Source organism: Amycolatopsis sp. NPDC114503, assembly GCF_055633655.1.
On record NZ_JBVKDT010000026.1, the window covers coordinates 1 to 16,510 of the forward strand.

Consider the following 16,510-nt stretch of genomic DNA (forward strand, 5'->3'; position numbering starts at 1 on the left):
AGCCTCCCTGCGGTCTGGGGTTGCTTGTCAAGGCATCTTTCCCGCCTTGACAAGCAACCCCAGACCGTCAGCACAATCAAGCTTCGGGGTGCCCCCCGCGAAACGATGCGCAATGTCGCCGCCAGGCGACGAGCCCGCCAGCACACAGCGCAACACAGCGCAACGGCACGTCACCCGTCCCGCCGAAAGACCAACCGGTTACCCTGAAGGTTCGAGGCCGCACGAAGCAGCTGGAGGTGCGGGTGAGCCAAGAGCTCGACGCCAACGTCCCCGCCAAAGGCGGCGGTGGCGGTGCCACCCCCACCAAAGGCGGCACCACCCCCGCCAGGACCGGTGCCACCGCCGCGGACACCGGGACCCGGCCCAACGGAGCCGCGCCCAACCCCTCCGCGACCCGCCGCGTCCGCGCCCGCCTGGCGCGCCGGATCACCGCCCAGCGCGCCGCACCGGTCAAGCAGGTCCTCGAACCCCTCGCGGTCATCCACCGCGAACTGCACCCCAACTCCGACCTGGGCCAGCTTCAACGCGCCTACGACGTCGCCGAGGAACTTCACCGCGAACAACGCCGCAAGTCCGGCGACCCGTACATCACCCATCCCCTCGCGGTAGCCACGATCCTGGCCGAACTGGGCATGGACACCACCACCCTCGTCGCGGCGCTGCTGCACGACACGGTGGAGGACACCGGCTATTCGCTGGAACAGCTGAAGGCCGATTTCGGCGACAAGGTCGGCGAGCTGGTCGACGGCGTCACGAAGCTGGACAAGGTCAAGCTCGGCACGTCGGCCGAGGCGGAGACCATCCGCAAAATGGTGATCGCGATGGCTAAGGACCCGCGGGTCCTGGTCATCAAGCTCGCCGACCGGCTGCACAACATGCGCACGATGCGCTTCCTGCCGCCGGAGAAGCAGGCCCGCAAGGCGCGCGAGACGCTCGAGGTGCTCGCCCCGCTGGCGCACCGGCTCGGCATGGCCACGGTGAAGTGGGAGCTGGAAGACCTCGCGTTCGCGATCCTGCAGCCGAAGAAGTACGACGAGATCGTCCGGCTGGTCGCCGACCGCGCGCCCTCGCGCGACACCTACCTGCGCAAGGTGATCGCGGACCTGACGAACAACCTGGTGTCGTCGCGGATCACCGCGAAGGTCGAGGGGCGGCCGAAGCACTACTACTCGATCCACCAGAAGATGATCGTCCGCGGCCGGGACCTGGACGACATCCACGACCTGGTCGGCGTCCGGATCCTGGTCGAGGACGTGCGCGACTGCTACGCCGCGATGGGCGTGGTGCACGCGCTGTGGCAGCCGGTCCCCGGGCGGTTCAAGGACTACATCGCGCAGCCGCGGTTCGGCGTGTACCAGTCGCTGCACACGACGGTGATCGGGCCGGACGGCAAACCGCTCGAGGTGCAGATCCGCACCTACGACATGCACCGCACCGCCGAGTACGGCATCGCCGCGCATTGGCGGTACAAGGAAACCAAGGGCACGCACGCCAGCAACAACGGCATGGAGCTCGACGAGATCGCGTGGATGCGGCAGCTGCTCGACTGGCAGCGCGAGGCCGCGGATCCGGGCGACTTCCTCGAATCGCTGCGCTACGAACTCGCCGCGCGCGAGATCTTCGTGTTCACGCCGAAGGGCGACGTGATCACGCTGCCCGCGGATTCGACGCCGGTGGACTTCGCGTACGCGGTGCACACCGAGGTCGGCCACCGCTGCATCGGCGCACGCGTGAACGGCCGGCTGGTCGCGCTCGAGCGGAAGCTCGAGAACGGCGAGGTCGTCGAGATCTTCACGTCCAAGGCGGAAAGCGCCGGGCCGAGCCGCGACTGGCTGCAGTTCGCCGGTTCGCCGAAGGCGCGCGCGAAGATCCGGCAGTGGTTCGCGAAGGAGCGCCGCGACGAGGCGATCGACGCGGGCAAGGAAGCGATCACCAAGGAGATCCGCAAGGTCGGGCTGCCGATCCAGCGGCTCGTCTCGGCGGAATCGATGGGCTCGGTGGCGACCGAGCTGCGCCACGGCGACATTTCCTCGCTGTACGCGGCTGTCGGCGAGGGCCACACCAGCGCGAAGCACGTGGTGCAGCGGCTGGTCGCGCTCATCGGCGGGGTCGAGGAGGCCGAGGAGGAGCTGGCCGAACGGGCCACGCCGTCCACGGTGACGCGCCGCCGCGGTTCGAACGACGTCGGCGTCATCGTGAAGGGCGCGAGCGACGTCTGGGCGAAGCTGGCCCGCTGCTGCACGCCGGTGCCGGGCGACGAGATCCTCGGTTTCGTGACGCGCGGCGGCGGCGTGAGCGTGCACCGGACGGACTGCACGAACGCCGACGACCTGCGGACCCAGCCGGAGCGGCTGGTCGAGGTGGAATGGGCGCCGTCGTCGTCCTCGGTGTTCCTGGTGGCGATCCAGGTCGAGGCGCTCGACCGGCACCGGTTGCTCTCGGACGTCACGAAGGTGCTGGCGGACGAGAAGGTGAACATCCTGTCGGCCTCGGTGACGACGTCGCGCGACCGGGTGGCGGTGAGCCGGTTCTCGTTCGAGATGGGCGACCCGAAGCACCTCGGGCACGTGCTCAAGGTCGTCCGCGGCGTAGAGGGCGTGTACGACGTGTACCGGGTGACCTCGGCTTCATAGCTGATCCGGCGGCGTGCAGGCCGTCCGGGCCGAGGCGGGTGGCGGACAGCTTCTCGGCCGGGCCCTGGGATAAGCCTGCGCGCCGGATTGGCCGGTCGGACAGGCGCATTTCTCCCGGGACCGCCAGCAGGTGCAGCGGGTCTGGGACTCGGGCGAAGACTTGCGCGCGGCGCTCACGGCACCAGCTCCCCGAACGTGACCCCGTGCCGGGCGGCGATGTCGCCGAGCAGCGGCACGGCGGCCGGCCACAGGGCGTTGGCCGGGACGCTGCGGTCGATTTCGCGGAAGAACTCGCCCATCGCGTCGTCTGGCGTGAGCACGAGGAACTTCGCGTGCGGCGTGTGCACGGCGAACGTGTTGGGAATGCCCGCCGGGATGTGCACGAACGCGCCGGGACCGAGGTCGTGGAGTTCGCCGTCGAGGCAGACGGTGATGCGGCCGTGCAGGACGTAGAACCCTTTCGCCCAAGGGTCGACGTGCGGAGGGACGGCGGGACCGCGCGAGGCGTCGACCTCGAAAAGCTCGTAGCCGCCGGTGTCCGCAGCGGACGCTTTCACCGTCACGATGGCGTCTTTCGTGTCTAGCTCAGGGCCGTTGCCCGCGGTGCTGAGGTGAATGGTCATGGCACCGAAGGTAGAAACGCCGCGGCGGCGCGACCATCCCGGAAATCAGGGATACCGGCTGGGGGAGGGCGCGCGCATACTTCGTCGAGTGTGGGAAGGCCGGGCGCAGGGCGTGCGGCGGGAGCTGGCGGCTCTCGCCACGGCCGGCTGCGGCGTTGCCGAACTGCACGCGGCGGCCATCGACCTGGTCGACCGGGTCGTGCCGGCGGAGCTGACCTGCTGGGCGTCACTCGATCCGGACACCGCCGTGATCAGCTCGATGACCAGCGGCCGCGCTCGCATCCCGGGGGAGTACGAGCCGCTGCTGGCGACGTACGAGTACGACGGCGCGGAGCCGCATACCTTCGCGCAGCTCGCCCGGCGGCCGGTGCCGGTGGCGCGGCTTTCCGATTTGCCGCGCCGGGAACGCGAGCGCAGCGGCCGGTGGGCGCGGGTGTGGCGGCCGCTCGGGCTGGAGAGCGAGCTGCGCGTCGGGTTTCGCGCGGACGGCGTCTGCTGGGCCGCCGCCGGGCTGGTGCGCCGGGGCGAGTTCAGCGACCGCGAGGTCGAGTTCCTGACCTCGATCGGGCCGACGCTGGCCGCTGCCACGCGGGTGGCGGCGCTGGCGCGAGGCGCGGCTTTGGCGGCGGAACCGGCGATCGTCGTGGTCGGACCGGACGGCCGCCGTCGCGGGGCGACCGAGGGGGTTGGCGCGTGGGAGTCCGAATTGGACGCGATCGCCGACGGCCGGTTCGCGGTGCTGCTGCGCGCGGTCGCGGTCGGCGCCCAGTCCGCGGCGAGCGGGACGTTCCGGGCCCGGGTCCGCGACGCACGGGGCGGCTGGATTGTCTTGCAGGCCAGCAGATTGGTCACCGGCGACGACGCCCGCGACATCGTCGTGACGATCCGCCGCGCCTCCCGCGGGGAGCTGCTGGACGTGCTGCTCGCGGCCTACCGGCTGACCGCGCGCGAACGCGACGTGTGCCGGGAAGTCCTGTCTGGACTGTCCACATCGGACATCTCGGCGCGGCTGGGGATCTCGGTGAACACGGTGCAGGACCACCTCAAATCGGTGTTCGGCAAGGTCGGCGTGCGCAGCCGCGGCGAGCTGACGGCGCGGCTGTCCGGTTAGGCCGGTGATCTGTCCCACAGCGGGATCGCGGTGAGGGCGCATTAGGGTGCTGGCATGACGGACGGACTCGAGTTCACCCGCGAAGGCGCCGTGGCCCGGCTGACGTTCTCCCGCCCGGAGAAGATGAACGCGATCACCCACGGCATGTGGGCGGCGATCCCGGGCGTGGCGGCCGAGGTCGAGGCCGATCCCGAGCTGAAGGTGCTCGTGCTGACCGGGGCCGGACGGCATTTCTCCGCGGGCGCGGACATCGGCGAGTTCCGCGAGCTGCGCTCGACCGCGGACGCCGCCGCGAAGTACGACGAGGCCGTGGACAGCGCGGTGGCGGCGCTGACCGCGATGCGCAAGCCGACCGTCGCGATGGTCGGCGGCAACTGCATCGGCGGCGGCTGCCAGATCTCGGTCGCCTGCGACTTCCGCTTCGCCGCGGACGACGCGCGCTTCGGCATCACCCCGGCCAAGCTCGGCATCGTCTACCACTTCGCCTCGACGCGGCAGCTGATGTCGCTGGTCGGCCCGGCGAACGCCAAGTACTTCCTGCTGTCCGGCGAACTCGTCGACGCGACCCGGGCCCGCGAGATCGGGCTGGTCAACGACGTTTTCCCGGCCGCGGACCTGGAAGCCGCGACGGCGCGGTTCGCCGAGACGCTCTGCGGGCGTTCGCAGGCGTCGATCCGCGGGATGAACCGGATCATCGAGAAGATCGCGGCGGGCCAGGAGAAGAGCGACGACGAGGTCGAGGAGATCCGGCTCGCCGCGCTGCACGGGGAGGACTACGCCGAGGGCGTGGATGCGTTCCTGAACCGGCGCGCGCCGAAGTTCACTTATCGCTGACCGCCGGATAAGCGGTTGACTGGCCGGTGAGACTGGGGCCTGTGGCTCTGACAATTCACCATCGCGGCCGGAACCCGGAGATCTTCCGGACGGTCGACCACGCCGACTTCGACCGGTCGTGGCCGGTTTTCATGCACCACAACCCGACCGGGCACCTCTACTACGGCGAACTCGACGCCGTCGCCGACTACGTGCTGCTCGCGACGGACGGAGACGAGCCGGTCGCCAAGGCCTACTCGGCGCCCTTCGCGCTCGGCGGCCCCGGGCGCGAGGAGCTGCCCGACGGCGGGTGGGACGAGGTGGTCAGGTGGCAGCGCAGCGACCGGCTGGCCGGGCGGGAACGCAACGCGGCGACCGCGCTGGAGATCGTCGTCCGCAAGGAGCGGCAAGGCACCGGGCTCGCCTTGGTGATGGTGAAAGCTCTGCGGGACAACGCTTTCCGCCTCGGGCACGACGTGCTCTACGCTCCGGTGCGGCCGTCGCGGAAGGCGGACGAACCCGAGACTCCGATGAGCGAATACGCCTTCCGGACGCGTGACGACGGCTTGCCCTACGACCCGTGGCTGCGGGTGCACGTGCGCGCGGGCGGGCGGATCCTGAAGGTCTGCCCGGTGTCGATGACCATCCCCGGAACGCTCGCGCAGTGGCGGGAATGGACCGGACTGCCGTTCGACACCGACGGTCCGGTGGTCGTGGAAGGCGCGCTGAGCCCGGTCCTGGTGTCGGTGGCGCAGGACTCGGCCGTCTACGTCGAGCCCAATGTCTGGGTGGAGCACCGCAGACCCTGACGCTGCGTCAGATCTCGTCCCAGGGCGCGGCTTCGTAAGCCGTTGTCAGCAGTTCAGTCGCGGTGGGCGAGATCCGCAGCGGCACGTCGTCCACGGAAGCGACGGGTCGGCCGACGGTCGCGGAGTTCGTCACGAACATCGCGTCGAATTCCGGGAGTTCCGCCGGGTACACCGGGCGCGTTTCCTGCGGCACGCCGGCCTTGCGCAGCTGTTCCTCGAGCACCAGGTACGTGATCCCCGGCAGCACCGGAGCTTCCGGCCACACGATCGTCCCGTCGCGGAGGAAGCCGACGTTCCAGATCGTCGCCTCGCTGATCCGGCCGTCCGCGGCGAGGAACACCGCGTCGTCGTACCCGGCGAGGGCGGCGGCGCGCGAATGCTGGGTGAGACCGAAGCCGCCGAGATGCTTCACGTGCGGCAGATCCCGTTGGTAGGAAACGGATCGCAGCCGCATCGGCGTGGCGACGGGGGAGGCGGGCGGCGCGGTGCGCACGAGGATTTCGGGCGCCATCGCGGGGTCGTGCGGCGACGATCGCGAGAAAATGATCACCCGCACCGACAGCGCGCCCTGACCGGCGACGAGCCGCCGCACGTAGCTGCGGACCAGGTCGGTGTCCAGTTCGCTGCCGAACACCTCGCGGGTGCTCGCCGCGAGCCGGTCGAGGTGGTAGCCGAGGCCGCGCACGCGCCCGTCGCGGACCTGCATCGCGGTGAAGTGGCCGTAGCTGGTCGCCGCCGCGACGAGATCGGCGGTACCGGGAGCGGTACCGCCGATCTCGACTCGCACAGTCAACGTCAGGAAACCGTGACCGCGGTGAACTTCACCGGCTGCTTGGGCTCGCCGGTCGAACCGTCCTGGCCGATCGCGCCGATGCCGTTCTTCGCGATCTTGTCGAGCACCTTCAGGCCCTCGTCCGAGATGCTGCCGAAGATCGTGTACTGCGGCTGCAGCGGTGCGTTGCCGTAGACCATGAAGAACTGGCTGCCGCCGCTGTTCGGCTGGCCGGTGTTGGCCATCGCGAGGACGCCGCGGCCGTACTTCGAGGTGTCGACGACCTCGTCCGGCACCGTGAAGCCTGGTCCGCCGCGGCCGTCCTTCAGCACGTCGCCCTTCGCGTCCGGGTCGCCGCACTGCAGCATCTGCAGGTCGGTGACGCCGAGGCGGTGGCAGATCGTGTCGGTGAAGAAGCCCTGCTTCGCCAGGCTCTCGAACGCCTGCACGGTGCACGGCGCGAGCGCGCGGTCCAGCGTCAGCGGGATGTCGCCCTGGGTGGACTTCATCGTGATGTTCACCGTCCCGCTGGACGAGACGTTCTTGCCGTCCGGCACGGTCGGCTTCTTCGTCGACGGCGGCTTGCCGCTGGCATCGGCCGGGTACGAGCACGTCGTCGGGTTCGGCAGCGCCTTGGGGCGCTTGGGGAGCGCGGTGCGCTCGGTGGGGATGTTCGTGACGCTCGGGACCGGCGGCGCGGAGCTCGACGGCGGGGGCGTGGCGGCCTGCTGGTCGCCGCTGCCGCCGCTGTTCACGATCCACACCACGAGACCGGCGACGATGAGGACCACACCGCCGACCACTCCAGCGCCCACGATCTTGCGTCGCTTCGCCTGTTCCGCCCGGCGCACGAGCTGCCGCTCGAGTTTGCGCTTTGCGGCTTCTCGGCGCTGCTGGTTGGTCGCCACCCGCCCTCCAGTTTCCGCTCGAAGTCACACGTCTGAGGTAGCGGCAGTGTATGGGCACAGCCTGTTAGGACTCCGTACAGGGGCGGCTAGTCTTCACCGGGTCGTGATCAAGGCCGCTTCCTGGGAGGAGGGTTCGGTGCTCGTCGCCGGGTTCGCCGCGGGTCCGCTGCGCTCGAATTGCTATCTGCTGGCCCCCGCCGCCGGGGGTCCGTGCGTCGTCGTCGACCCGGGCGAGGGCGCTGCCGAACCGCTGGCCGGGGCGCTGGCGGAGCACCGCCTGACGCCGGTCGCGCTGCTCGCCACGCACGGCCATCCGGACCACGTCGGCGCCGCCGCTGAGCTGTCGCGGAAGCACGAGGTGCCCCTTTGGATGCATCCGGGTGACGCTGAGTGGTACGACGGGCTGTTCGAACCGCTCGCCTCTGGTGAAGTGGAGGCTGCCGGGCTGGCCGTCGGAGTGCTCCCGCTGCCTGGGCACACGCCGGGTTCGGTGGCCTTCGCCGTCGAGACCGGCGAGGGTGGCAGGCTGGTGTTCACGGGGGACACGCTTTACGCCGGATCGGTCGGGCGCACCGGCGGATCCGGCTCCGACCTGGAGAATTCGTTGCGCACACTGCTCACGCTCGCTGACGACACCGTCGTGCTGCCCGGCCACGGCCCGGCCACGACCATCGGGCGCGAGCGCGCCGGGAATCCGTTCGTGCCGGGGGCCGTGCAGTGACTGAGAAACCGGTGGAACGGCTGCCGCTGTTCGCTGACGAGCCAAAGCTGCGTCGTCGCCGGGCGTGGTCCGGGATCTTCGGGGTGGTGATTCTCGCCGCGGCGTTCGGCGGGATCGTGGGGCTGATCGCCGGACAGGTGCCGGGGCTGATCGTGGCGGCTGTGGTGGCGGTGCCGTTGATTTACGTGGTGCTGTATGCGGCTCGGCGGCGGATTTGGCTCGAGGGGACGACGCTGGTCGTGCGGACTTGGGGGGTGCGGCGGGTGGATTTGCTCGCTGCGCCTCGGCTGGACGTGGTGATCAGTGATGTCCGGGGGAATCGGACGGTTGCGTTGCTGGTGAATGCGGGGCAGCGGCGGCGTGGCGTGAAGGTTGATCTTGCCGTGTTTTCCGGGACTGGGGGGCGGGAGTTGGGGGCGCTCCAGTTGCGGCGGCTGGCGGATGCGGTTTTGAACAATACCGAGGCTAATGGGTTGGTGTTTTCGGAGCTGTTGGTGGCGGAGCTGCGGGCTGAGGCTCGGGGGGACGCGGTGGCGGAAAGGCCGTTGTATCGGTTGGCTTCGGCGGCGCCGGCGGGGAAGTATTTGCAGCGGTTTCCTATGGAGGCTGTTAGTCGGTTTGTGGCGACGCTGGGGTGAGTTGGGGGGCGTGGGTCGCCAAGCTGTGTTTGATGGCGCCGACTTCGTCGTCGCGTGCGGGATCGCCTTTAAGTCGGCGTCTGAGGAGCGGTGTAACCGCCTGGGGGCGGTCACACCGCTCCTCAGACGCCGACGCGATCCCGCGGCTGGGTCGGGTGAGGGGGGCCGGCCAGGGCGGCTGAGAACAACAGGGCCCTCCTCGGGTGGGGGAGCCGGGGGTTACTGGGGCGGAGCGGTGGGGGTGGTGGTGTTGATGAGGTGGTCGATTGGCTCGCGTGCGGCGATTAGGGCGGCCAGGACCGTTGTTACTGGCACTGCTGCGACGATGCCTACGGAGCCGGCCAGGGTGCGGATGATTTCCGCGGCGATGTCTTCGCTGCCTAGGAGCGCGCCTAGGCCTACGCCGGAGATCGCGGAGTAGAGCATTACCGGCAGTGCGGCTCCGGCGTAGGCCATGACCAGAGTATTCACTGCGGAGCCGACGTGGTCGCGGCCGATTCGCAGGCCTGAGCTGTACAGCTCGCGCCAGCCTAGCGACGGGTTCGCACGGCGTAGTTCCCATACTGCGCTGGTTTGGGTGATCGTGACGTCGTCCAGGACGCCCAGCGCGCCGATCACGATGCCTGCCAGCAGCAGGCCCCGGGCGTCGATGCCGTGGCCTAGCGAGGCGATCAGGGTGGTGGTGCTGTCGTCCAGGCCGGTGAGCGAGGCGGCGGCGGAGAAGATCGCTGACAGGATGCCGATCAGCGCGAGGCTCACCAGCGTTCCCAGTACGGCGACTGAGGTTCTCGCGGACAGGCCGTGGGTCAGGTACAGCGCGATGAACATGATCGCTCCTGCTCCGGCGATTGCTACCAGCAGCGGGTTTTCCCCGGAGAGGATCGCTGGCAGCACGAAGAGCACGATCACGACGAAACTCAGCACCAGCGCGACCAGTGCGGCCAGGCCTTGCCAGCGGCCGAGCACCAGCACGGCGACGGCGAACAGCGCGGCGAGCAGTACCAGGGGCGTGCCGCGTTGGAAGTCGACGAGGGTGAACGACTGCGGGTCGAGCGGGTTGCCGCCGTTGTAGGCGAGGACGACCTTGTCTCCCGCGGTGAACCTTGGCGTGCTCGGTTCGATCGGGACGGTGAGGCGCACCGGTTTTCCGGCGGCCGGGCCGTCGGACATCTGCAGGTCGACGGTGAGGCACGGTTTCGCGTTCGGGTCCGGCTGCGAGCCGACCTGCACTTGGCCCGGCTGCAGGCACGGGCCGGACGTCGCGGTCGTGATCGCTGCCTGGACCGGGGTGCCCTGCTGTACGGCGCTCTTCGGCAGGGAACTGCCCCACGGGTACAGGACGATCATGCCTACGACGGTCGCGAGGGCCAGCGGGGCGAGGAGCCAGATGAGGAGTTTGCGGACTCGTTGTGACGCTGGGGCGGCCGGGCCGTGTCCGTGTCCATGACCGTGGCCGTGTCCGGTTGGCGGAGGGGTTTCCTTGGCGGCGGCGGGTTTCGGAGTGTCCTTTTCGGACTGTGGGGGTCGGGCCGGGGGACGGCGGCGGGTGCCGGGCGGCGGGGTGTCGCCGGGACGGCGGGGGAGTCGTAGTTCGCCCGATTGCGAGCCGCCGCGGAGTTGGCCGGATTGCGAGCTTCGGGGATCGCCGGAGCGCGGGGTTCCCGGTTGCGCTGAGCGCGGGGCACCGGGTTGGGCAGGGCGTGGCGAGGCGGCGCGCGGGCGGCGGGGTTCGCCGGACCGCTCGGGGCGCCGTCCGGCGTCTCCGGGGTTGCCGGAGCGCTCGGCTGGTCGTCCCGGTTCGCCGGTGCGTTCAGCCGGGCGTCCGGGTTCGCCAGTGCGCCCGGGTTCGGCGCGGCGCGGGCGGCGCGGGGCGTCCGGCCGGGAGCGGGGCGGCACGGCGGAGGACGGGGACGCGGGTTCGCCCGGCACTCGCGGCAGCGGGCCGGTGTCGTCGGGGTCCTGGTCGGGGTAGTCGTGCGGTGCCACGGCGGACATCCTGCCCTCCCGGCTCGCGGCTCGCCCGTACCGGGTGGGGGAGGAAGCGGGCGTTTCGTTCAGGCGTGCGCAGAACGCAAGTGCACGCGACGATAAGCCGAGGGCGGGGTGTCGAAATGGTCCAGAAACGCCTGCCGGAGCGTCTCCGTGGAGCCGAAACCGCAGCGTCGCGCGATCGCGGTGAGCGGGAGATCGGTGCCCGACAGCAGGCGGGCGGCGTGTTCCGCGCGCACGGTCCGGACGTATTTCCCCGGCGTGGTGCCGAGATGGGCGTCGAACAGCCGGGTCAGCTGACGCGTGCTGATGCCGGCCTGGTTCGCCAGCGCGTGCGCGCCGAGGTCGTCGGCGAGGTGCTCGGCGACGTACGCGGTGAGGTCGCGGACCTGCCGGTGCTCCGGCGGCGGTCCGGCGAGGAACATGCTCACCTGCGCCTGGTTTCCGGGCCGCTGCAGGTAGGTGACCAGCGAGCGGGCGGCCTCGCGGGCGAGCGTCGGGCCGTGGTCCTCCTCGACGAACGCGAGGGTGAGGTCGAGGCCGCTGGTGACGCCGGCGGAGGTGTAGACGTCGCCGTGCCGCACGAAAAGCGGCACCGGATCCACCGTCACCGAAGGATATTGCTCGGCGAGCCGCGCCGCGTGCGACCAGTGCGTGGTCGCCCGGCGGCCGCTCAGCAGCCCGGCGGCGGCGAGCACCGTCGCGCCGGTGCAGACCGACGCCGTCCGTCTGCTCTCCTGCGACAGCCGCCGCACGTGCGAGAGCAGCCGTTCGTCCTTGGCGGCGGTGTGGTGGCCGAGCCCGCCCGCGACGACGAAGGTGTCGAGCGGGCCGCGGACCTGGTCGATCCGGACGTGCGGGGCGAGCGTGAGACCGGACTGGCAGGTGAAGGGGAGCCCGTCGACGCTGGCGAGCCGGACGTCGTACGGCCGGGCCGCGCCGAGCCGGGTGGCGGCGTCGAAAACGTCGGAGACGCAGGCGATGTCGAGCAGTTCGGCGTCGGGGTACCCGAGGATCACGACCTGCCGGGCGGTACTCGGCATGGCCGCACGGTAGCAGCTCGCCGGGCCGGATCAACCGGGTTCGCAGGATTTCGGACACGCGTGTCCCGGCCGGGTCGCGAGGGGGACAGGGTGGCGGCATGACTCAGAAGACGTTCGCGTTCGTCGTGTACCCCGGCCTGACGCCGCTCGACCTGGTGGGGCCGCTGCAGGTGATCAACGGTTACGCGGCGGCGGACCCCTCGGTCCGGGTGGCGGTGGTCGGCGAAACCCTCGAGACCCTCGGCACCGACACGCCGCTGCGGATCGCGCCGAGCCACACTTTCGACCAGGTTCCGGACCCGTCCTGGGTACTGGTCCCCGGCGGTGCCGCGCCGACGCTGCGCGCGCTCGGCGACGAGACGCTCATCGGCTACCTCCGGCGGGCCGCGGAGTCCGCCGAGCTGATGACGTCCGTGTGCACCGGTTCGCTGCTGCTCGGCCAAGCTGGGCTGCTCGACGGCCGCGAAGCGACGACGCACTGGACTTTCCTGGACACCCTCCGCGCGTTCGGGGCCAAGCCGGTCCGGCAGCGCTGGGTTGACACCGGCTCGGTGATCACCGCGGCCGGGGTGTCGGCCGGGATCGACCTGGCGTTGCACCTGGTGGAGCGGATGCGCGGCACGGACACCGCGCGGCTGGTCCAGTTCGGCATCGAGTACGACCCGCAGCCGCCGCTCGGCCCGCTCGACTGGTCGCTCGCCCCGCGCGAGCACATGCGGCCGTTCGTCGACCACACCGTCCGCGAGGGTCTCGCCGATCAGCCGGAGCTGCGAGAAAAGCTGCTGGCGCAGTAGTGACGCCCTCGTGAATTGCCCCACCCGGCTGAGGCAGGACGGTTTGCCAGCGTCTCGCGGGCGCGTACCGTACCGCCAATGGGTTCTCGCGGGGATGCCGGTCTCACCGTCTTCACGAGCAGGAGAGACGGCGACATCGTGCTGGTCACGGCGGCGGGCGAGATCGACATCGCGTCGGTGGGGCAGTTCCGCTCCGCGCTGTCCGCCGCCTCCGGAGCGGGCGGAAAACTCGTGGTGGACCTGTCTCGGGTCGGCTATCTCAGCTGCGCCGGGCTGCGCGTGATCGAGGAGACGAGCCACGTCCGGCCGGCCCTCTCGATCGTGGCGACCGGGCCGCTCGTGCTGCGCGCTTTCGCGGTGTCCGGGATCAAGGCGCCGGTGCGCAGCGGCCTGCGCGAGGCGTGCGCCGCCGCGGGTGCGTGAATCCCCGGCGGGAATCTGGGTACCCGTGAGGGTGGAACCGAGAGCTGCTGAGGTGATCCCAGATGTCCACCAGCACGATGTCCGGCAAGACCGCGGTCTCCGGGGGTGCAGCGGGCCTCGCTGTGCTGGCCGGGTTGTACCTGATCGCCGCGCCGTGGCTGCTGCGCTTCGGCGGGGCCGCCGAACTCGCGGTGAGCAACACCGTGGCCGGGCTGGCGATCGTCGTTTTCGCCGCGATGCGCGCGCGGGATTCCGGTGCTCAGGCGTTGACCTGGGTGTTGCCGGTGCTCGGGTTGTGGGCCGCGGTGTCTCCGTTCTTGCTTCGGTACGGCGATGAAACAGTGCCGTCGGCCGGTGCGGTGACCGGCAACGTGATCGCCGGGGTCGTGGTGGCCGCCGGCGGGGCGGCGTTGCTGCTGCGACGCCGCTGACGTCAGCCGAGCGCGTCGGCGAGCCAGCGGCTCCAGGCCGCGCTTTCGGCGGTCTCGTCGACATCCGGGCGGAACAGGTGATGCCCCACCGCGATCGGCATGCCGAGCAGCGACCGTTCGTGGAACCGGTAGAGGGCGTCCTCGGCGCGGACCCCGGCGTAGTTCGGGGTCGAGTAGTCGAGGACGCCCTCGACCACCTCGTCGCCGACACTGAACTGGACCGCTTGCCCGGCTGAGGGTTCGGCGGGCAGGCCGAGCGCGGCCAGCAGCTTCGGCCACGCGTCGCGGCTCGCCGACGAGGCCGGGCCGTCGGCGGTCACGTACGTCGCGAAGCGGCCGGGGAAATGCGCCAGCAGTTCGGCGAGCGTGTGCAGGTACATCTCCCAGCCGACGGCGAAGGACTCGTGGTACTCGTCGTCCCAGCCGTCCTGGACGAACCCGCGGTGCACAAATCGCAGTACAGAAGTGCCGCCTTCGGCCGCTTCCACGAGGAACTCCATCGCGTCGAACGTGCCGTCCTCGGCCGCCTCGCCCCGGTAAGCGAACCTGCGCGGGGGATCCCACGCGGTGATCTCCGCCTCGGTGCGCATTTCGCCGAGCCGGAAGCGGACCCGCTTGGCCGCGGCGTCGACCTCGTGGCGGCCCATGAACCACGAATCGATGCCGGGCCCGGTCGCGACGGCCTCCCACACGGCTTCGGGGCCCGCGGGCAGCTGGACCTCTTTGCGCACCTCGAACTCGCGTGGCATCTGCGGCGTTCCTCCTCGTGGTCGGTCCTGGTCACGGTGCCATTGACAATAATACTTGTCAATGCGGTGGCGGTTCGGCTGATCGATGACAGACTGCGAAGGGACTCTCACGAAGGGACGCAGAAGCATGGCGACGGTGGCCGACCAGTTGATCGACGTTCTGGTGCAATCCGGGGTGCGCCGGATCTACGGGGTGGTGGGCGACAGCCTCAATCCCGTCGTGGACGCGGTGCGGCGCACCGGCGGTGCGCCGCGCGGCGGGATCGACTGGGTGCACGTGCGCAACGAAGAGGCCGGCGCGTTCGCCGCCGCGGCCGAGGCGCAGCTGACCGGGCGGCTCGCGGTGTGCGCGGGCAGTTGCGGGCCGGGCAATCTGCATCTGCTGCAAGGGGTTTACGACGCGCACCGCTCGGGCGCGCCGGTGCTCGCGATCGCCTCGCACATTCCGTCGACGCAGATCGGCACCGGGTTCTTTCAGGAGACGCATCCGCAGCATTTGTTCGCCGAGTGCTCGCACTACTGCGAGATGGTGAGTTCGCCGGAGCAGATGCCCCGGCTGGCGCGGATCGCGGTGCAGAACGCGGTCGGGCGGCGCGGGGCCGCGGTGCTGGTGCTGCCAGGCGATGTGTCGCACGAGCCTGCCGCACATGCCACGGGGGAGTCGGCGTCGCTGGGCAGTCCGCCTGCTGTGGTGCCTGCTGAGGCCGATATCGCTCGCCTTGCCGACCGGATCGACCGGGCGGAAAAGGTGATGATCATGGCCGGCGCGGGGTGCCGGGACGCGCACGACGAGGTGCTGGCGCTCGCCGACGCGGTCGGGGCTCCGGTGGGGCATTCGTTGCGGGGCAAGGAGTTCGTGCAGTACGACAATCCGTTCGACGTCGGGATGAGCGGGCTGCTGGGGTACGGGGCCTGCTACGACGCGATGCACGAGGCTGATCTCGTGTTGTTGCTGGGTACGGACTTTCCTTACGACAACTTCCTGCCGCAGCGGAATACCGTGCAGGTGGACATCGATCCGTCGCGGATGGGCCGTCGGTCGGTGCTGGAGTTCGGGGTGCAGGGGGACGTCGGGGCCACGGTCCGGGCGGTGCTGCCCCGGCTGCGCGAGCGGAGTGACCGGTCGTTCCTGCATGCCATGCTGGGCAAGCACGAGCGGGGACTGCAGCGGGTGGTCGACGCTTACACGGCCGAGGTTTCCAAGCACGTTCCGCTGCATCCGGAGTTTGTCGCGGATGTGCTGGACGAGGAAGCCGCCGAGGACGCGGTGTTCACTGTGGACACCGGAATGTGCAATGTGTGGGCTGCCCGGTACATCACGCCTAACGGGCGGCGGCGGATCTTGGGGTCGTTCGTGCACGGGAGCATGGCCAACGCGCTGCCGCATGCGATCGGGGCGCAGGCCGCGGAGCCCGGTCGACAGGTCGTGGCGATGTGCGGGGACGGCGGGCTGGCGATGTTGATGGGTGAGTTGCTGACGCTCAAGACACATGCCTTGCCGGTCAAGGCGGTGGTGTTCAACAACTCCTCGCTGGGGATGGTGAAGCTGGAGATGCTCGTGGACGGGTTGCCGGAGTTCGGCACCGACCACGATCAGGTGGACTTCGCCGGGATCGCCCGCGCGGCTGGGCTGTATTCGCGGCGGGTGGAGAAGCCCGGGGAGGTCCGGGAGGGGCTTCGGGACATTTTGGCGCATGACGGACCGGCTGTGCTGGATGTGGTCACCGATCCTAATGCGTTGTCTATTCCGCCGAATATTACCGCTGCGCAGGTCAAGGGGTTTGCGTTGGCGGCCAGCAAGACTGTGTTGAGCGGGGGAGTGGGGAAGATGCTGGAGTTGGCGAAGTCTAATTTGCGGAACATTCCTCGGCTTTGAGGGGGCTGCTCGTCGCCTGGCGGCGACGTTGCGCCCGGTTTCTTGGGTGGGCACCCCGAAGCTGATTGTGACTACGGCGCGGGGGTGGTTGTTTAGAAAGGGAAGATGCACTGCCAAACACCCCCTCGCCGCGTTTTTTGCTTCGGACCGGGGTTCGGGGGGGAGGTTGGTGCGCTG

At 70.1% G+C, this 16,510-nt stretch carries 16 protein-coding genes; 10 read left to right on the forward strand and 6 right to left on the reverse strand.

Going from position 1 to position 16,510, the window contains the following annotated elements; genetic code table 11:
- The first annotated feature begins 242 nt into the window (after nucleotides 1-242).
- Nucleotides 243-2,633, forward strand: a complete 2,391-nt coding sequence (locus ACZ7OI_RS48700) for a RelA/SpoT family protein (RefSeq protein WP_470270922.1) — start codon at nucleotides 243-245, stop codon at nucleotides 2,631-2,633.
- A gap of 173 nt (nucleotides 2,634-2,806) precedes the next feature.
- Here ACZ7OI_RS48700 and ACZ7OI_RS48705 read toward each other — a convergent pair whose 3' ends face one another.
- The gene (locus tag ACZ7OI_RS48705) at nucleotides 2,807-3,256 is read right to left on the reverse strand and encodes a cupin domain-containing protein (protein ID WP_470270923.1); all 450 of its coding nucleotides are present in this window, start codon (nucleotides 3,254-3,256) and stop codon (nucleotides 2,807-2,809) included.
- Between ACZ7OI_RS48705 and ACZ7OI_RS48710 the strand changes: the two genes are divergently transcribed.
- Genes ACZ7OI_RS48710 through ACZ7OI_RS48720 form a run of 3 tightly spaced genes read left to right on the forward strand, consistent with a single transcriptional unit; the run spans nucleotide 3,255 to nucleotide 5,989 of the window.
- Nucleotides 3,255-4,367 carry a helix-turn-helix transcriptional regulator gene (locus ACZ7OI_RS48710; protein ID WP_470270924.1) on the forward strand — a complete coding sequence of 371 codons (1,113 nt, stop codon included), beginning with the start codon at nucleotides 3,255-3,257 and terminating at the stop codon, nucleotides 4,365-4,367. The genes ACZ7OI_RS48705 and ACZ7OI_RS48710 overlap by 2 nt on opposite strands.
- Before the next feature lie 54 nt (nucleotides 4,368-4,421).
- Nucleotides 4,422-5,201: an enoyl-CoA hydratase/isomerase family protein gene (locus ACZ7OI_RS48715; RefSeq protein WP_470270925.1), complete on the forward strand. Its 780-nt coding sequence runs from the start codon at nucleotides 4,422-4,424 to the stop codon at nucleotides 5,199-5,201.
- Between the two features lie 41 nt (nucleotides 5,202-5,242).
- Nucleotides 5,243-5,989, forward strand: coding sequence for an N-acetyltransferase (locus tag ACZ7OI_RS48720; RefSeq protein WP_470270926.1), 747 nt, complete (start codon nucleotides 5,243-5,245; stop codon nucleotides 5,987-5,989).
- A 7-nt stretch (nucleotides 5,990-5,996) separates the two neighbouring features.
- Here the strand turns inward: ACZ7OI_RS48720 and ACZ7OI_RS48725 are convergent, their stop codons facing one another.
- Nucleotides 5,997-6,776, reverse strand: coding sequence for an aminotransferase class IV family protein (locus ACZ7OI_RS48725; protein ID WP_470270965.1), 780 nt, complete (start codon nucleotides 6,774-6,776; stop codon nucleotides 5,997-5,999).
- An 8-nt stretch (nucleotides 6,777-6,784) separates the two neighbouring features.
- Nucleotides 6,785-7,669 carry a peptidylprolyl isomerase gene (locus ACZ7OI_RS48730; protein ID WP_470270927.1) on the reverse strand — a complete coding sequence of 295 codons (885 nt, stop codon included), beginning with the start codon at nucleotides 7,667-7,669 and terminating at the stop codon, nucleotides 6,785-6,787.
- Between the two features lie 136 nt (nucleotides 7,670-7,805).
- On the opposite strand from ACZ7OI_RS48730, the gene ACZ7OI_RS48735 reads away from it, so the two are divergent.
- Together ACZ7OI_RS48735 and ACZ7OI_RS48740 are read left to right on the forward strand one after the other, a co-directional pair.
- Nucleotides 7,806-8,390: an MBL fold metallo-hydrolase gene (locus tag ACZ7OI_RS48735; RefSeq protein ID WP_470270966.1), complete on the forward strand. Its 585-nt coding sequence runs from the start codon at nucleotides 7,806-7,808 to the stop codon at nucleotides 8,388-8,390.
- Between the two features lie 11 nt (nucleotides 8,391-8,401).
- Nucleotides 8,402-9,028 carry a hypothetical protein gene (locus tag ACZ7OI_RS48740; protein ID WP_470270928.1) on the forward strand — a complete coding sequence of 209 codons (627 nt, stop codon included), beginning with the start codon at nucleotides 8,402-8,404 and terminating at the stop codon, nucleotides 9,026-9,028.
- Nucleotides 9,029-9,247: 219 nt separating this feature from the next.
- Here the strand turns inward: ACZ7OI_RS48740 and ACZ7OI_RS48745 are convergent, their stop codons facing one another.
- Both ACZ7OI_RS48745 and ACZ7OI_RS48750 read right to left on the reverse strand, forming a co-directional pair.
- Nucleotides 9,248-11,023 (reverse strand): YibE/F family protein, encoded by a 1,776-nt coding sequence (locus ACZ7OI_RS48745; protein WP_470270929.1) that lies wholly within the window; start codon nucleotides 11,021-11,023, stop codon nucleotides 9,248-9,250.
- 59 nt (nucleotides 11,024-11,082) lie between these two features.
- Complete coding sequence (locus tag ACZ7OI_RS48750) at nucleotides 11,083-12,060, reverse strand: GlxA family transcriptional regulator (RefSeq protein ID WP_470270930.1); 978 nt, start codon at nucleotides 12,058-12,060, stop codon at nucleotides 11,083-11,085.
- A gap of 98 nt (nucleotides 12,061-12,158) precedes the next feature.
- Between ACZ7OI_RS48750 and ACZ7OI_RS48755 the strand changes: the two genes are divergently transcribed.
- The 3 genes from ACZ7OI_RS48755 (at nucleotide 12,159) to ACZ7OI_RS48765 (ending at nucleotide 13,708) form a co-directional block, all read left to right on the forward strand.
- Nucleotides 12,159-12,854, forward strand: coding sequence for a DJ-1/PfpI family protein (locus tag ACZ7OI_RS48755; protein WP_470270931.1), 696 nt, complete (start codon nucleotides 12,159-12,161; stop codon nucleotides 12,852-12,854).
- Between the two features lie 78 nt (nucleotides 12,855-12,932).
- Nucleotides 12,933-13,277, forward strand: coding sequence for an STAS domain-containing protein (locus ACZ7OI_RS48760; protein ID WP_470270932.1), 345 nt, complete (start codon nucleotides 12,933-12,935; stop codon nucleotides 13,275-13,277).
- Nucleotides 13,278-13,339: 62 nt separating this feature from the next.
- The gene (locus tag ACZ7OI_RS48765) at nucleotides 13,340-13,708 is read left to right on the forward strand and encodes an SPW repeat protein (protein WP_470270933.1); all 369 of its coding nucleotides are present in this window, start codon (nucleotides 13,340-13,342) and stop codon (nucleotides 13,706-13,708) included.
- Nucleotides 13,709-13,710: 2 nt separating this feature from the next.
- Here the strand turns inward: ACZ7OI_RS48765 and ACZ7OI_RS48770 are convergent, their stop codons facing one another.
- Nucleotides 13,711-14,457, reverse strand: coding sequence for an SRPBCC family protein (locus tag ACZ7OI_RS48770; RefSeq protein WP_470270934.1), 747 nt, complete (start codon nucleotides 14,455-14,457; stop codon nucleotides 13,711-13,713).
- A 127-nt stretch (nucleotides 14,458-14,584) separates the two neighbouring features.
- On the opposite strand from ACZ7OI_RS48770, the gene ACZ7OI_RS48775 reads away from it, so the two are divergent.
- Complete coding sequence (locus ACZ7OI_RS48775) at nucleotides 14,585-16,333, forward strand: pyruvate dehydrogenase (RefSeq protein ID WP_470270935.1); 1,749 nt, start codon at nucleotides 14,585-14,587, stop codon at nucleotides 16,331-16,333.
- Nucleotides 16,334-16,510: the final 177 nt, after the last annotated feature.

What these genes read in the sequence shown, in the direction of transcription:
- ACZ7OI_RS48770 (WP_470270934.1), bottom strand. Translation starts at nt 14,457, where the DNA reads ATGCCACGCGAGTTCGAGGTGCGCAAAGAGGTCCAGCTGCCCGCGGGC.
- ACZ7OI_RS48765 (WP_470270933.1), top strand. Translation starts at nt 13,340, where the DNA reads ATGTCCACCAGCACGATGTCCGGCAAGACCGCGGTCTCCGGGGGTGCA.
- ACZ7OI_RS48715 (WP_470270925.1), top strand. Translation starts at nt 4,422, where the DNA reads ATGACGGACGGACTCGAGTTCACCCGCGAAGGCGCCGTGGCCCGGCTG.
- ACZ7OI_RS48760 (WP_470270932.1), top strand. Translation starts at nt 12,933, where the DNA reads ATGGGTTCTCGCGGGGATGCCGGTCTCACCGTCTTCACGAGCAGGAGA.
- ACZ7OI_RS48710 (WP_470270924.1), top strand. Translation starts at nt 3,255, where the DNA reads ATGGCACCGAAGGTAGAAACGCCGCGGCGGCGCGACCATCCCGGAAAT.
- ACZ7OI_RS48775 (WP_470270935.1), top strand. Translation starts at nt 14,585, where the DNA reads ATGGCGACGGTGGCCGACCAGTTGATCGACGTTCTGGTGCAATCCGGG.
- ACZ7OI_RS48705 (WP_470270923.1), bottom strand. Translation starts at nt 3,256, where the DNA reads ATGACCATTCACCTCAGCACCGCGGGCAACGGCCCTGAGCTAGACACG.
- ACZ7OI_RS48755 (WP_470270931.1), top strand. Translation starts at nt 12,159, where the DNA reads ATGACTCAGAAGACGTTCGCGTTCGTCGTGTACCCCGGCCTGACGCCG.
- ACZ7OI_RS48750 (WP_470270930.1), bottom strand. Translation starts at nt 12,060, where the DNA reads ATGCCGAGTACCGCCCGGCAGGTCGTGATCCTCGGGTACCCCGACGCC.
- ACZ7OI_RS48745 (WP_470270929.1), bottom strand. Translation starts at nt 11,023, where the DNA reads ATGTCCGCCGTGGCACCGCACGACTACCCCGACCAGGACCCCGACGAC.